The following is a 14,381-nucleotide window of genomic DNA, read 5'->3' as shown; positions in this document are numbered from 1 at the left end:
AAAAAAAGCTGTTTGCAACCTTCACAGAAAGTGCAAACAGCTTTTTTATTATAACTTCATCAAACAATTATGTTCCAAATCAATTATTCTTTGATTTCTTGACCCACGGAAGTTTAGCGTGAGGTCTTTAAGACTTTCAACAAATGGTCCATCAATCAAAACATTTATGCAGGCAAGCATCCTGTTTGTAAACGGAGTGTGCTTTCTTCCGTCCTGCGGGAGCAAATCTTTATCGTAAAGATATCCCGTATAACACCAGATGTTTTTTTCTGGCAGCTCTTTTTTAACACGCTCCAGAAACGGTGCAAGAACCTCTTGATTTTCTTCTTCAAAAGGTTCTCCTCCCAAGACGGTAAGACCTGCAATATGAGCCGGTTTAAGTGCCTCAATTATTTCATCTTCGGTTTCCTTTGTGAAAGGCTTTCCGAAGTTGAAATCCCATGTAATTTGATTATGACAACCTTTACAGTGATTGCGACAGCCTGAAACAAAGAGCGAAACCCTTACGCCCAAGCCGTCCGCAATATCGATTTTTTTGATGACTCCGTAGTTCATACTACAAATGCAACACCCTCTCTTTGATTTCCTGAGTGCGGCCCTGATTCCAGTACTGAGTGCCGATATAGCCGCAAGTGCGTCGTGCGACATTCATTGTTGCCTGGTCTTTGTTACCGCAGTTTGGACACTGCCAGATGAGTTTATTGTCGCTATCAGTTACGATTTGAATTTCACCTGTATAGCCACATTTCTGGCAGCAGTCAGATTTGGTGTTAAGCTCTGCATACATGATGTTCTCGTAGATGTGTTTGAGAAGCGTCATGACAGCAGGAATGTTGCTTTCCATATTTGGAACCTCAACATAGCTTACAGCACCGCCCGGAGAAAGCTCCTGGAACTGACTTTCAAAGCTGAGTTTTGTAAATGCGTCCATCGGTTCTGTAACATGAACATGGTAGCTGTTTGTAATGTAGTTTTTATCTGTAACACCTTCAATTTCACCAAAACGCTTTTTAAGACATTTAGCGAATTTGTAAGTTGTTGACTCAAGCGGTGTACCGTAAAGCGAGAACGCAATGTTTGAAGCTTCACGCCATTCAGCACATTTTTCGTTCAAGTGCTTCATGATTTCGATTGCAAAAGGAGTAGCACTTGGGTCAGTGTGAGGTTTTCCAGTCATGAAACGAACACACTCGCACAATCCGGCATAGCCGAGAGAAATTGTTGAATATCCGCCAAAAAGAAGTTTGTCAATCTTTTCACCTTTTTCGAGACGGGCAAGTGCACCGTGCTGCCAAAGAATTGGAGCGACATCACTTGGAGTACCCAAAAGACGCTGATGACGACGCAAGAGAGCTTTGTGACAGAGTTCAAGACGCTCATCAAAGATTTCCCAGAAAGCTTTGTAATCACGATTTGAAGAACATGCAACATCAACAAGGTTGATAGTTACAACGCCCTGATTGAAGCGGCCGTAATATTTTGGTTTGCCATGCTCGTCGAGATATGGTGTGAGGAATGAGCGACAGCCCATGCAAGGATAACAGTTTCCTTTGCCGTTTGCATCGACTTTGAGTTCGAGCATCTTCTTTTCGGAAATGTAATCCGGAACCAGACGGCGTGCCGTACATTTTGCGGCAAGTTCCGTGAGTGAATAATATTTTGAGCCTGGTTCGATGTTGTCCGGTTCGAGAACGTAAATGAGTTTCGGGAATGCAGGTGTGACCCAGAAGCCTTTTTCGTTTTTAACGCCCTGATATCGCTGCTTGAGCATTTCTTCGATAATCATTGCGAGGTCTGCCTTTTCCTGCTCATTTTTGGCCTCATTGAGGTACATGAAGACTGTGATGAACGGAGACTGACCGTTGGTTGTCATGAGGGTGACAACCTGATACTGAATTGTCTGAACACCGCGAGTAATTTCGTCACGGATTCGCATTTCGACGATTTTGTTGAACTGCTCGTCTGTGAATTTTACGCCTGTCTGCTCCTCAACGCGCATTGTCTCTCGCTGGAATTTTTTGCGGCTCACATCTACGAACGGAGCAAGGTGTGCAAGTGAAATTGACTGGCCGCCGTACTGAGAAGAAGCAACTTGCGCAATGATTTGTGTGGCAATGTTACAGGCTGTTGAAAATGAGTGCGGAGTGTCGATTTTGGTTCCTGAAATGACAGTACCGTTCTGAAGCATATCTTCGAGATTTACGAGATCACAGTTGTGCATGTGCTGAGCAAAATAGTCAGCGTCATGGAAATGAAGGATTCCCTCTTCATGAGCCTTTACGATGTCTTCATCAAGAAGGAAGCGCTTTGTGATATCCTTGGAAACTTCGCCAGCCATATAATCACGCTGAACAGAAACAACCGTCGAGTTTTTGTTGGAATTTTCCTGTTTGACCTCTTCGTTGTTACATTCGAGAAGAGAGAGAATCTGAGAGTCTGTGGAATTGGCACGACGCATGAGCTGGTGCTGGTATCGGTAAGTGATGTATTTTTTTGCAATATCAAAAGCACCTGCCTTCATGATTGCCTTTTCGACTAAATCCTGAATAGCCTCGACATTCATCTCGTGATTTTCGGCAGCGCACTGTTTTTCGATATTGTCCGCGATGCTTGAAATTGTTGTACCTGCAAGCTGCTCCGACGGTGGAACTTCATTGTTCGCTTTTGAAATTGCCGTAATGATTTTATTGATGTCAAATACGACTTCTTCACCGTTGCGTTTAATAATCTTCATGCCCTTTTACCCTCCAACGTAAGACATTTTTTATTTTTTTGCGAAAAAACGCTTGACATTTTTTAAATTTTCTGTAGTGTCTCTAGACCCCATTATTGGCCAAAAAGACACTATCTATAGTGTTTTCTCCGCTGATTTACAAGATGATAGATTGTCATTCATTTTATGTCAATCAGATTTTGAAAGAAAAACCGAAAATGTCTCAAAAAATATTTTTTCAGTTCGCCACGCTTAAGAAAAATTTAAGAAGCAAAAATTATTTTGACTGATTGAAATTTCAGATGTAATATAGAATTTATGCGAGTAAAGAAAAATGTCCGAAATTATTTTCTGGCAATATCTATAATAATTCTTGTGGCCCTGGTAAGTGTATCGCTCTTCATCTTCAGAAAAAGAATTTCTTCCATACTTACCGACATGTCAATCAACAATATTACCGACATCCAGGCGATTTATACACAGTCCTTGCAGTCAAAGTTTTTCGACCAACTTAACATGCTCGAAAGTCAAGCACGCTATTTTGAAAATGTCGATTTAAAAGACAATGCTGCCCTTAAAAAAGCAATATCTTCAACGAAAGGCATCGGTGATTTCAAAAAAATCGCCGTGGCAAACGAAGACGGCGACTGCTTCAATTACACCGGACAAACTCTCTCAAACATATACAACAAACCTTACTTCTACGACACATTCAAAACCGGAAATCCGCAAGTTTCAAACCGAATTGAAGTCGATGAGAACCTTGAACCAATTTTGACACTAACCTACCCCATAAAACGCAAAAAGTCCGTAGAAGCCTTAATTACCGGAACTTTGTCTTACAGTGTTCTAAAAGACCTGTTCACAATTTCTCTGTTTTCTGGCGACAGCTACATGTACATCGTCGCCATCGATGGAAATGTAATTCTTTGTAACCGCGACAAAAAACGAAATCTCTACAATATAAATCTCTTCGATCTCGTCAAAAACAGCGTCAAAAACAACCCTGACACGCTAATCAATAAAATGCGCTCCGACATGATTAAAAACCGCTCAAGTTTCATGACCTGCGACAGTGACGGCGTACACAAGCTTTTTTCATATATGCCGCTAGGAATCAATAACTGGTACATCATTTCCGTTGTTCCATATTCTTATATCCTTAAACAGCAGTTCACCATTTCAATTTTGGTTTACGCAATTCTCGGAATCATTATTTTCACGGTCATCATGTTTATCTGCGTAGTCTACACGCTTTTCAGAATGGCCTCATCAATAGAAAAAGACAACGAAAGACTTACGATTGCGAACAGCCAAAATCAGACATTGATTTTTGAACAGGACATACAAAAACAGGAAATTGTGTTCTCCGGCGACACCCATTTCATACTCAACACTGAAAGAAAAAATTTCCCGATGGATTTTATCAGAAACGAATATTTCAAGCGTATTCACCCGGATGACGCTTCAATAATGAAAGACTTCCGTGCAGCAATGGAAAAAGGCAAAGGAACCTACTCCGGTGAATTCCGCTACAAGACTTTCAAAAATGAGTACATTTGGCTTAAAATTTCAGGCACCTTAATCAAAGAAGACGAAGAAAAAAGAAGAAAAGCCATAGGAACAATCACAAATGTAAATTCTCAGGTTCTTCACGAGCAGGAATTAAAATCAATCGCCGAAGTGGACAAGCTTACAGGGCTTTTAAACAAAACCGCGATGGAGCAGCGTATCAAGCAATTCCTCAAAACAAATTTGCTCGGCCGCAGATGTGCCCTCTTTATCGTAGACTTGGACAATTTCAAGAAGGTAAATGACACACTCGGTCATCTTATTGGTGACATGGCAATCACAGACACAGCCAAAAAACTCTCCCTCATCTTCTCCGAAAAAGATTTAATAAGTCGATTTGGTGGAGACGAGTTCTGTATCCTGCTCAGATTCAGGAACAACCTTGACGAGGAGACAATAACACGAATCATCAAGGAAAAAGCCCAGAATATGTGCACCTTCCTGCGCGAAGATTATTTTGACGAAAAAACGACGGTCAGCGTCAGCGCAAGTATTGGTATTGCCATTTTCCCGGAACACGGCCATTCATACGAAGAAATATTCAAAAACGCTGATAAAGCTTTGTATAATGTCAAAAATTCAGGCAAAAACGGATTCAGATTCTATAATGAATAAAAAAATTGAAAAATTTGATTATTTTTTTGAAAAACTATTGACACAAATGATGAAAAAGTAATATAGTATCTAAGCATCATTCATGGAGCGATGGCAGAGAGGCTGAATGCACCGGTCTTGAAAACCGGCATACCGCAAGGTATCGGGGGTTCAAATCCCTCTCGCTCCGTTTTTTTATGATTGCAGATTGGAAGCGTGGTAGAGCGGTAATACAACGGATTGCTAATCCGTCACTTCCGTAAGGGGTGGGCAGGTTCAACTCCTGTCGCTTCCGTTAAAAACATCACTCTTCCAAAGTGTTGTTCATTCTGAGATTGTAGCTCAGTTGGATTAGAGCGCCACCCTGCGGAGGTGGAGGTCGCACGTTCGAATCGTGTCAGTCTCACGATTTAAGGTCAGTGAGTTCTGACCTTTTTTTTTGCCCTTTTCAATTTCAAATCATTCCTGTATTTACACGCCATTCTTTTCAGCAAATGTTTTACAGATAATTTTTATAAAATCAATAAAATTTTCTTCAAATAATTCCAAAAATATGCTAAAATACGGATAAGAGGTCTGTTTTATGAAAAAGCTCATCTTTTCGTTATTGCTTGTATGTCCTTTGTTTGCAGAGCCTGTTGTGGCACCTGTCGCAAATGGAAAAAATGCCTATACAATCCAAAATACAACTTATGAACTCGGATTTGCAGAGAATTATGGCCTTCCTGTCTGGGAAATGCACGAACTTACTCCACCGATGATGGCTGGTCTTCCTTCAGAAAAAGATGAATGGAAAATCGACACTCGTGTAAAAGGTTATAGAATCACACCAAAAGATCTTACGAGCATCAAGCTTGAAGCCGTTCAGCTTTATCCAAAAAGTCACGCACTTAACGACTACACGGCTCAGGATTCAGCTTTCTTTCTGTCAAATGTTCTTTTTATGCATAAGCAGCTCAAAGAATCCGTTTGGGACAGAATTACCAAATCTTTTGAAGAGCTCACTACACAATACGGAAGAAGCTATGTATATTCCGGTCCAATCTTCGAAAAAGAAATGCTCAAAGTAAAATACATGCACAATAATAAACTTGCGGTTCCTACGCACTTTTACCGCATCATCCTTTACTTTGATGGAGACCGTGCTGTTTATAAGTGCTACTGCATTCCGAACCGAATTCCTACCGATTATGAGCGTGGTTGTGATTTGGAAGAATTCTCTTACAACCTTTACCAGCTCGAAGCCGAAACAAACATAGATTTCTTTTCGCGTGAGATAGACGCATTCTTCCGGCAGGATAAAATGAAGTATCTTGAAAAGAAAGCACGCTAACTACAAAGCACTGATTGGCTACAAAAAGCTAAATCAGTGCTTTTTTTTGGCATAAAAAAAGGTCAGGGAGACCATGCACAATCCTTTACATCATAGAGCTGCTGCTTCCGCCCTGACTCGGTTTTGAAGAAAGGATTTGCTGGCGCCTGACCAACAAAAAGACTATATCAGAAAATGCAGTTCAAATCAAGAGAGAGACTCCACTGTATTCCCTGACAGATTTTGCAATATTAATCTTTTAAAGCAGAAATTCGCTCTAAAAGCGGTGGATGATTATAATTGAATACACTGTAAATCTTTGGCACTTGAATTTCGCTTAAATTTTCTTTATTGAGCTTAACCAATGCTGTACAAAGATGCGTTCCTGTACCGCAGATATTTTTTGCGAAAGCGTCAGCCTGAAATTCATCATGCCTGCTTAAAGTGTTCATAATCGGACTCAAAAGAGTTCCCCATTCACCAAAAACAAGGCTCATCAAAAAGATTCCGATGAACATCATCTGATAAGGAACAGTTTCTTCAATAAAGTTAAATCCAAATCCTGTATAAAGGGAAGGAAGTTTGACTAAAAAGCTCACAACAAAAAGCACGGCAAACACGGCAGGAATCATAATCAGCATTCTTTTAAGAATGTGATGGTGCTTATAATGTCCAAGCTCATGGCCAAGAACCGCTTCAATTTCATCAATCGTCAGCTGTTCAATCAATGTATCATAAAGAACTACCCTTTTTGATTTTCCGAAGCCTGTAAAATAAGCATTTGAATGACCAGAACGGCGAGAGGCATCCATTACAAAAAGACCGCTGGCCTTAAATCCGCATTTTTCGAGCAGCTCTTCAAGGCGAGTTTTAAGTTCACCATCTTCAAGTGGAGTGAATTTATTGAAAATCGGGGCAATGAAAATTGGATATATAATAGAAATTGACAGCGAAAAAATAAAATATACACAGCCAAGAAGAATCCACCACCAGGCAGAAGCGTACTTAAAAAGCCCTGTCATTACGAGAAGGAGCGGCGCAAAAATCACTATATTGACGAGGAAGCCTTTGATTTCGTCGGAAATCCACATTCCGAAAGTCATATTGCTGAAACCGAAGCGTTTTTCGATACCGAATTCTGAATAAAGTGCAAATGGAAGGGAAAGAAGAGCACCAGGAATTCCGCCCAAAACAAGGAAAATCATGGCAACAAAGAATGAATTATCTGTCCATGTCCAGATTCGCTCAAAGAGAGCAGGATAAAAATCGCAAAAAACCAGATAGAGAGTCAAAAGCAATTCTAGGATAGCACTTGGAATCCAGAGATGATATTTTGCATCTTCATAAAGGCATGTTTTATCGAGAGTTTCAAAATCAACATGACCAGTCAGAATTTCGGGGATTTCACGGCCATGCTTTTTGCGGAAAGAAAAATCAACACGCTCCAGAATCATATCCATGACAAAGCTGAAAGCAGTGCCAGCCAAAAAAATCAATACGAAAATATTAGATAAATCCATTATGGAAGAGATAGTAACACTTAATTGTGCTTTCAGCAATGAGCCAGCACTGACACGCCGGCAATGAGGATTATCTTTTCTGGAACGAGGGGAAAGAGTTCCCCTCCTATGTTATTAGCCGAAAATCAAGCTTGCAAGTTTACCGATTGGATCAAAATCAAGAAGAAGGATGTCGAGTGCGAAGAAAACCGCAAACCCTACCACTGCAATGAGCAAAAGGAGAGCGATTCCAATCAGCATCTGAACAGCAATTGGAAGAGAATCAAAACGAGAAGAATTTTTCTGAAGTGTATTTGCAGCCATAATAAACCTCTTTATGTTGGAATTTAGTCAGTAATATATTAAAGGTTGATTTTTCTGCCGTCCATGACATAAACCGACATCTATTTGAACTTTAAGCGATTTTATAATATGATAAGCATAATTGCTTTCCAAACTGGCAATTACGAAAACATCTGGAGAATGATATGTTATTTACACCTGTTGAAATTCAAGAAACTGTAAATATGTTTTTGCGTCACAAACTTGATGTGCGCTGTATAACAATGGGAATTTCCCTTTTGGATTGTGCCGATTCTGATTCAAAAAAGGCTAACCAGAGGATTTACGATAAAATCATGCGCAAAGCCGGAAACCTTGTTAAAGTCGGACAGGATATTGAAAAAGAACTTGGTGTTCCAATCATCAACAAGCGTATTTCTGTCACTCCGATTGCACTTGTCGCAGGTGCCAGCGAAGCAAAATCTTATGTCGAATATTGCAAAACCCTCGATAAATGTGCTCACGAACTTGGAATCAACTTCATCGGCGGCTTTTCTGCCCTCGTTCAAAAAGGAATCACTCCTGCTGACCGCATTTTGATTGATTCAATTCCAGAAGCACTTGCCACTACTGAATTCGTCTGTTCAAGCGTAAATGTCGGTTCAACAAAATCTGGAATCAACATGGACGCCGTAAAACTCATGGGCGAGACAATCAAAAAGACTTCCGAAGCAAGTGCGCACTGTGCAGTAAACGGCTGCTCAAAGCTCGTCGTATTCTGTAACGCACCTGAGGACAATCCTTTCATGGCAGGCGCATTCCACGGACCTGGCGAAGCTGACAGCGTAATCAATGTCGGTGTTTCTGGTCCTGGCGTAATCCTTGCCGCAGTCCGCGAATACAAAGGCCGCCCGATTAACGAGCTTGCAGAAGGCATCAAAAAGATGGCATTCAAAATCACCCGCTTGGGTCAGCTTGTCGGAACAGAGGCCGCAAATCGCTTGGGCGTAAACTTCGGTATCCTTGACCTTTCACTTGCCCCAACTCCAGCCGTCGGTGATTCAGTTGCACGAATCCTCGAAGAAATTGGTCTTGAAGGAGCTGGATGCCCTGGAACAACAGCGGCACTCGCTATGCTCACAGATATGGTCAAAAAAGGCGGCGTAATGGCTTCAACAAGCGTCGGCGGTCTTTCTGGCGCATTCATTCCGGTTTCTGAAGACGAAGGCATGATTAACGCAGTCAAACAAGGCTCAATCTGCCTCGAAAAACTCGAAGCTATGACAACAGTTTGTTCAGTCGGTTTGGACATGATTGCAATCCCTGGCGACACACCGGCCACAACAATCTCAGGCATCATGGCAGACGAATTTGCAATCGGTATGGTCAACAACAAGACAACCGCAGTCCGCTTGATTCCGGCTCCTGGCAAAAAAGCTGGCGACTGGATTGAGTTCGGCGGATTGCTCGGTGGATGCCCTGTAATGCCGGTAAGCAAATTCAGCTGTGCAGACTTCATCAACCGTGGCGGTCGAATCCCTGCACCAATCCACAGCTTCAGAAACTAAGCGTTTTATTTACGCATAGAAAACACGCAGCCGCAATAGTCCTGGCGCCACAAGCCATATTCTTCGCTCAATTGCGTGCTGCGTAAAAATCCGCCCTTCTTTTTAAAATCTGAAGGAAGAAACTTTGTATGCTGCAAAGAAGATAAAGTTTCTTCCAATTCAACAAGCACTTTTTTATTTTCTTCAAGTTCTCTTCCAATCACATTTATTTTTTCACTGTCTTTGTGCGGACTTATGCTCAAAGTTGTAGTGAACCAGTCAAAATCATTCTGACAGGCATAGATGAACGCTTTTTTCATGCGGAATTTGTAGCATCTTCGGCACCGTTCTCCCTTTTCTGGCTCATTCTGCAATTCAACTTCTGTGTGTACATTTGTCGCTTCAAAATAATCTTCCGGATTGTAATCATCAACCACGAGTTTTACGCTATTTTTTAACGCATCTGGAAATTCTGTAAGGAATTTTTTCAATTCTTCAAGACGGCGGAAATATTCTTCTTTGGGATGAATATTCGGATTGTAATAGTAAATCGTGATGTCGAAAATTTGAGAAAGATATTCGATAACATAAGACGAACACGGCCCGCAGCAGGCATGAAGAAGCAAAGTCGGCTTTTTGAAATCAGGATTCGAACTTCTTTCAGCTTCTATTTGAGAGATGATTTTTTCCAGTTCTTTTTGATAGTTGATTTTTTGAGTTGTCATAAGTTTTAGTCCAGATATTTCAGATGCCGCCAGCTTTCATTGGGAAAGGTATGTTCAGGAGTTCTAAGCGGAAGTATGAAATCATTTTCGTGATACCATGGATTGTTAATCCGTTTTAGATTTTTTAGAACAAGAAAGTCCTGCGCCGGTGAGCCGCCTTGTGCAAGAAGAACCGCTTTTTCTCCAGTTTCGGGATTAACGCAAAGGTCAACGACAAGACAAAGATGCTCAGGATTTCCCAAGTCCCAAAGGACATCACCGATTTTGAGCTTTTTAAATGAAATCGGCTCAGATTCATAAATTTGAACCGAAAGGACATTAGTATTCGAAAGGATGCTTTTTAAATAGTTTTCAAAGATTTCATCTTCGTTCGGCCGATTTTCATATTCAGTCCATTTTTTTAGATTTCCGGCCAGTTTCGTCCGAAAATTCCGCCTTGTGGAGAATCGCTCAAGCCAGTCCGTCCACCTGGATACAGTGCCGTTAGCAAGATGAAATGCGATTTTTTTATCAAGTCCAGCTTTTCGCATATATTCAGCGTACAGTCTTATAATTGAACCTGATGCCGTCTGAAATTCATTGTTATGAAGCGGAAGTGAAAAAACTGCCACATGAGCTTCCTGATTGAGCTTTTTGCGGCCATCGTACAGGAGAACAGGACTTTCTGCCTCTTTTAGAGGGTATTTTCGTATATATTCAGCAAAACTGCCTTTTTCGGCTTTGACTCTCACAAAATCTACAGGTACGGCGATTCTTTCTTCGAGTGTCATTCCTTCGTTTGTGGTGGCTGTAAGCGGATAAAACGAATCAGCATGTGCAAAAATCGGAAAGAGAATCAAGGAAGCTGCGAGAAAGATTTTCTTCATGTCTAAAAGTATGTCGTGCGATAAAGAAAAAGTCAAATTTTGAAGAATCTGCTGTGAAAAATCCGTCACTGAACACGAGCTGCAACATGATTTTAATCCTGTTTTTTCATGATGAAAGTGCCTTTGAGCATTTTCGTCTGCATGATATTCACAAAGGCCAGAGGGTCAATCTTCTTGATTGAACGGATAAGTTTTTCTTCCTCATCGCTTGAAATCACTGTGTAGAGCATTTTTCGCTCTGCCCCTTTGTAACAGCCTTTTCCGGTGAATAGAGTCGCGTCATGACCGGTCGTTTCGCGGATTGTTATAATCAGCTCATCAGTTTTATCAGAAATTATGAAGAGCGTGGATTTTTGATAGCGCTTGTAAAGGGTATTCAAAACCTGCGTGCTTGCATATTGAAAGATTATTGAATAAAGCGCACGAGACCAGCCGAAAAGAAGACCGAAAATCGCAAGAATCACGACATTTCCGGCAAAGATATGATACCAGATGCTGCGGCCAGTTTTTTCGGAGACATAAATTGAAATGAAGTCCGTACCACCGCTTGTTGCTCCCGCCAAAAGGCTCAAACTGATTGCTATGCCGTTAAGGATTCCGCCAAAAATCGTACACAAAAGGACATCATCAGTCACATCAAGCCCCGGAATGAAATCCGTAAAAATACCAGACGCAACAATCATCCAGAGTGAAAGCATTGTAAAATTCCTGCCAACATACTTAAAACAGATTGCAGCAGGAATTATGTTTAAAATCCAATAAAACAAAGCAAAAGGAACATTGATTTTAAGAAAGTGCGAGAAAATCTCTTGAAGAAGAAGTGTAATTCCCGTGAATCCGCCTGGAAGCAAGTGAGCCGAGTGAACGAAAGTGTTTAAATTGACTGCCATAAGCAAGGCACCCGCCGTCACAAGCAGAAAGCGTAAAAAAAGTTTCATATAATCACCTTATATTCTGATTCTAAACCCTGCTTTCACTTTCAGCAATTAAAATTGTTATATGGGCAGATAAAATGAATTCTGCTATACTCATCCAATGCTTTCACTCAACAGGAATTCTCCTCATCTAAAAGGCTTCTATAAAACACTTTTCTCAATCGCCATTCCAATAATCCTGCAGAATCTTTTGCAGACTTTCGTAAACATGATGGATACAATCATGGTCGGGCGGCTTGGTTCGGTGGCGATTGCGAGCGTCGGTCTGGGAAATCAGATTTTCTTCCTGCTCAACATGGTCACATTCGGCGTTTCTTCGGGCTGTGCAATTTTTATCTCGCAGTTCTGGGGAGCGCAGGATTTTAAGGGAATCCGAAAGACTTTTGGCATCATGCTCACGCTTTGCTTCGGCTTTTCGCTGATTTTTCTGGCGGGCGGTACGCTGATTCCAGAGAAGATTCTCCGTCTTTACACAAACGACGAGGCCGTAATAAACGAGGGCGTTCAGTATCTCAGACTTGTTTCGCTCTGTTATCCATTGTTCGCGATTTGTTTTTCGTGCCAGATGACATTCAGAAGCACTGAGCGGGTCATCCTGCCCATGGTAACGACCGCAATTTCCTTTGTAACGAACATTTCCCTCAATTATCTTTTGATTTTCGGCTTTGCTCCGCTTTCAATCCCGCGGATGGGCGTTCGAGGCGCGGCTCTGGCAACGGTAATTTCCCGCGCAATAGAAATGATAATCACGATTGTAGTTGCGAGCGTTAAAAAATACGAGGCAATGGGCAAAATCCGCGAGCTTTTGGGCTTCGACCGGGCGTTTTTGCTCAAACTTGTCAAAGTCGGAATCCCGGTTTTGCTTTCCGAATCTTTATGGGGACTGGGAATCACCACGCAGAATTCAATTTTCTCGCACTCAGGCACAGATTCTTTTGCGGCGTTCAGCATCATGAACACCGTGAACCAGCTCACCTGGGTCTTTTTCATCGGAATGGGAAGCGCGGCATCAATCATTCTCGGCAAAAAAATCGGCGCAAAGGACGAAGAAGGCGCAAGGGCCTACGCGCACCGATTCTGCTGGTTCATGCCGCTCATGGGCGCGATTATCGGCCTTCTTTTGTTCCCGCTTTCAAGACTTTTGCCATTCATTTTCAATGTAGAGCCACATATTATCGCAATTTCTCAGTCGATGATGCTCGTTTTGATGTGCATGTATCCGAGCCGGGCCTTTAACATGCTGATTATCGTAGGAATTTGCCGTGCGGGCGGCGACACAATCTTTGCCTCACTGATAGACAACGGCTGGATGTGGCTGATTGCAATCCCGCTTGCCTGTCTGGCAACCTTCATGTGGCAAAGCCCTGCATGGACAATAATGCTTTGCTTGGAAACCGAGCAGATTTTAAAGACTCTGTGCGGAATCTGGCGGGTTAAGTCGGGTAAGTGGCTTAGAAACGTAACGAGATATTAAGTTTTTTTTGTACCGCTTTTTGAAAAATTTACCATCTGCTTTAGATTTAGCAATTCGCTTGGATTATAACTTTCTGTAACATACTGCATTTTTGGAGCTGGCGGAACTTTTACATCTTTGGCAGTAATTTTTGTTTTGTCATTATTCTGTGGATTGTTCATTTTCATTCTCCTTTAACTCATTTATAATGATAGCCTTATCTGTTTCTATTTTCAATGGCTTGCTTACTTTTATAGAAAGTTCTTCATCAGCTTTTATTTCAATAGGATTTATAGTTTTTACAGAAAGAGGTTCAGTCAATTTATTTGGCAAAAACATTTTACATATGAAACTTCCAAGTAAAAAAACAATCGTTACCATTATTGTAATTATCAAAAAACGATAATATTTTATTTTTTGTTCATTATTATTTATATTTTTATTTGTAGATTCGATATATTGTGTATATAAGATTTCATCTACTTTTTCGTTAATTAAATCTTGGTTTACAGGAACATTTGCATCATTGAAATTTTTGATATAGGTTTGTTCAAAATCATAGAAATCTTTCGGATTTGCGGTATAAATATAAGTATAACCAGTTTGATGAGAATAAAAAAGAAAAATACAAAAACCAAATCCAAAACAAGATATTATGAGGCATGCCCAAAAAAGGATAAAAAGTGGCAAAGAATTATTTTCCGGTAAATTTGAAAAGAAATATGCAATACATCCAAAAATTAAAGAAAGCAAGCCTAAAGGAATAGAAATTATGTTGTTAAGCTCATTTTTTCGGCTATGTTCCCAATCATAGCGTTCTTTTGCATAGTCAAACACTTTGCTGTTCATAAAATTCTGACCTCCAATTTGTATTTACTATACA

The 14,381-nt window shown here is 40.9% G+C and carries 13 protein-coding genes, 3 tRNA genes and 1 other RNA gene; 7 read left to right on the top strand and 10 right to left on the bottom strand.

Annotated elements, in window-relative coordinates:
- Nucleotides 1–48: 48 nt before the first annotated feature.
- Nucleotides 49–555: an anaerobic ribonucleoside-triphosphate reductase activating protein gene (nrdG, locus tag Q0Q74_RS00575; RefSeq protein ID WP_294427492.1), complete on the bottom strand. Its 507-nt coding sequence runs from the start codon at nucleotides 553–555 to the stop codon at nucleotides 49–51.
- A gap of 1 nt (nucleotide 556) precedes the next feature.
- Nucleotides 557–2,734 carry an anaerobic ribonucleoside-triphosphate reductase gene (gene nrdD, locus Q0Q74_RS00570; RefSeq protein ID WP_294427490.1) on the bottom strand — a complete coding sequence of 726 codons (2,178 nt, stop codon included), beginning with the start codon at nucleotides 2,732–2,734 and terminating at the stop codon, nucleotides 557–559.
- Between the two features lie 297 nt (nucleotides 2,735–3,031).
- Here nrdD and Q0Q74_RS00565 point away from each other — a divergent pair, with 297 nt between their 5' ends.
- The 5 genes from Q0Q74_RS00565 (at nucleotide 3,032) to Q0Q74_RS00545 (ending at nucleotide 6,212) form a co-directional block, all read left to right on the top strand.
- Complete coding sequence (locus tag Q0Q74_RS00565) at nucleotides 3,032–4,900, top strand: diguanylate cyclase (RefSeq protein WP_294427488.1); 1,869 nt, start codon at nucleotides 3,032–3,034, stop codon at nucleotides 4,898–4,900.
- 84 nt (nucleotides 4,901–4,984) lie between these two features.
- Nucleotides 4,985–5,069, top strand: a tRNA-Ser gene (locus Q0Q74_RS00560).
- Between the two features lie 20 nt (nucleotides 5,070–5,089).
- Nucleotides 5,090–5,174 (top strand) — tRNA-Ser (locus tag Q0Q74_RS00555).
- Nucleotides 5,175–5,210: 36 nt separating this feature from the next.
- Nucleotides 5,211–5,285 (top strand) — tRNA-Arg (locus Q0Q74_RS00550).
- 177 nt (nucleotides 5,286–5,462) lie between these two features.
- Nucleotides 5,463–6,212 (top strand): DNA/RNA non-specific endonuclease, encoded by a 750-nt coding sequence (locus Q0Q74_RS00545; protein ID WP_294427486.1) that lies wholly within the window; start codon nucleotides 5,463–5,465, stop codon nucleotides 6,210–6,212.
- Nucleotides 6,213–6,269: 57 nt separating this feature from the next.
- Here Q0Q74_RS00545 and ffs read toward each other — a convergent pair.
- The 3 genes from ffs to Q0Q74_RS00530 form a co-directional block, all read right to left on the bottom strand.
- Nucleotides 6,270–6,364: signal recognition particle sRNA small type (gene ffs, locus Q0Q74_RS00540), an RNA gene on the bottom strand.
- Between the two features lie 78 nt (nucleotides 6,365–6,442).
- Complete coding sequence (locus Q0Q74_RS00535) at nucleotides 6,443–7,711, bottom strand: M48 family metallopeptidase (protein ID WP_294427485.1); 1,269 nt, start codon at nucleotides 7,709–7,711, stop codon at nucleotides 6,443–6,445.
- A 114-nt stretch (nucleotides 7,712–7,825) separates the two neighbouring features.
- Nucleotides 7,826–8,014: a hypothetical protein gene (locus Q0Q74_RS00530; protein WP_294427483.1), complete on the bottom strand. Its 189-nt coding sequence runs from the start codon at nucleotides 8,012–8,014 to the stop codon at nucleotides 7,826–7,828.
- 164 nt (nucleotides 8,015–8,178) lie between these two features.
- Between Q0Q74_RS00530 and Q0Q74_RS00525 the strand changes: the two genes are divergently transcribed.
- Complete coding sequence (locus Q0Q74_RS00525) at nucleotides 8,179–9,540, top strand: PFL family protein (protein ID WP_294427481.1); 1,362 nt, start codon at nucleotides 8,179–8,181, stop codon at nucleotides 9,538–9,540.
- A gap of 5 nt (nucleotides 9,541–9,545) precedes the next feature.
- Here Q0Q74_RS00525 and Q0Q74_RS00520 read toward each other — a convergent pair whose 3' ends face one another.
- The 3 genes from Q0Q74_RS00520 to Q0Q74_RS00510 all read right to left on the bottom strand — a co-directional run bounded on the left by Q0Q74_RS00520 (nucleotide 9,546) and on the right by Q0Q74_RS00510 (nucleotide 12,048).
- Nucleotides 9,546–10,244 (bottom strand): epoxyqueuosine reductase QueH, encoded by a 699-nt coding sequence (locus tag Q0Q74_RS00520; RefSeq protein WP_294427479.1) that lies wholly within the window; start codon nucleotides 10,242–10,244, stop codon nucleotides 9,546–9,548.
- Nucleotides 10,245–10,249: 5 nt separating this feature from the next.
- Nucleotides 10,250–11,110, bottom strand: coding sequence for a DUF4846 domain-containing protein (locus tag Q0Q74_RS00515; protein WP_294427478.1), 861 nt, complete (start codon nucleotides 11,108–11,110; stop codon nucleotides 10,250–10,252).
- A gap of 92 nt (nucleotides 11,111–11,202) precedes the next feature.
- Entirely contained in the window at nucleotides 11,203–12,048 is an 846-nt protein-coding gene (locus Q0Q74_RS00510) for a YitT family protein (RefSeq protein ID WP_294427476.1), read from the bottom strand.
- A gap of 97 nt (nucleotides 12,049–12,145) precedes the next feature.
- Between Q0Q74_RS00510 and Q0Q74_RS00505 the strand changes: the two genes are divergently transcribed.
- A complete protein-coding gene (locus Q0Q74_RS00505) occupies nucleotides 12,146–13,519 on the top strand; it encodes an MATE family efflux transporter (protein WP_294427474.1) in 1,374 nt (457 codons plus the stop codon).
- Here the strand turns inward: Q0Q74_RS00505 and Q0Q74_RS00500 are convergent.
- Nucleotides 13,516–13,680 carry a hypothetical protein gene (locus Q0Q74_RS00500; protein ID WP_294427472.1) on the bottom strand — a complete coding sequence of 55 codons (165 nt, stop codon included), beginning with the start codon at nucleotides 13,678–13,680 and terminating at the stop codon, nucleotides 13,516–13,518. The two genes, Q0Q74_RS00505 and Q0Q74_RS00500, sit on opposite strands and share 4 nt — an antisense overlap.
- A complete protein-coding gene (locus tag Q0Q74_RS00495; RefSeq protein ID WP_294427471.1) occupies nucleotides 13,661–14,347 on the bottom strand; it encodes a hypothetical protein in 687 nt (228 codons plus the stop codon). Before Q0Q74_RS00495 ends, Q0Q74_RS00500 begins: the two co-directional genes overlap by 20 nt.
- Nucleotides 14,348–14,381 lie beyond the last annotated feature (34 nt).

Origin of the sequence: uncultured Treponema sp., from assembly GCF_946187725.1 — a bacterium.
Lineage (GTDB): Bacteria > Spirochaetota > Spirochaetia > Treponematales > Treponemataceae > Treponema_D.
The sequence above is the reverse complement of the archived record's forward strand: the minus strand, read 5'-3'. Positions and strand labels throughout refer to the sequence as shown.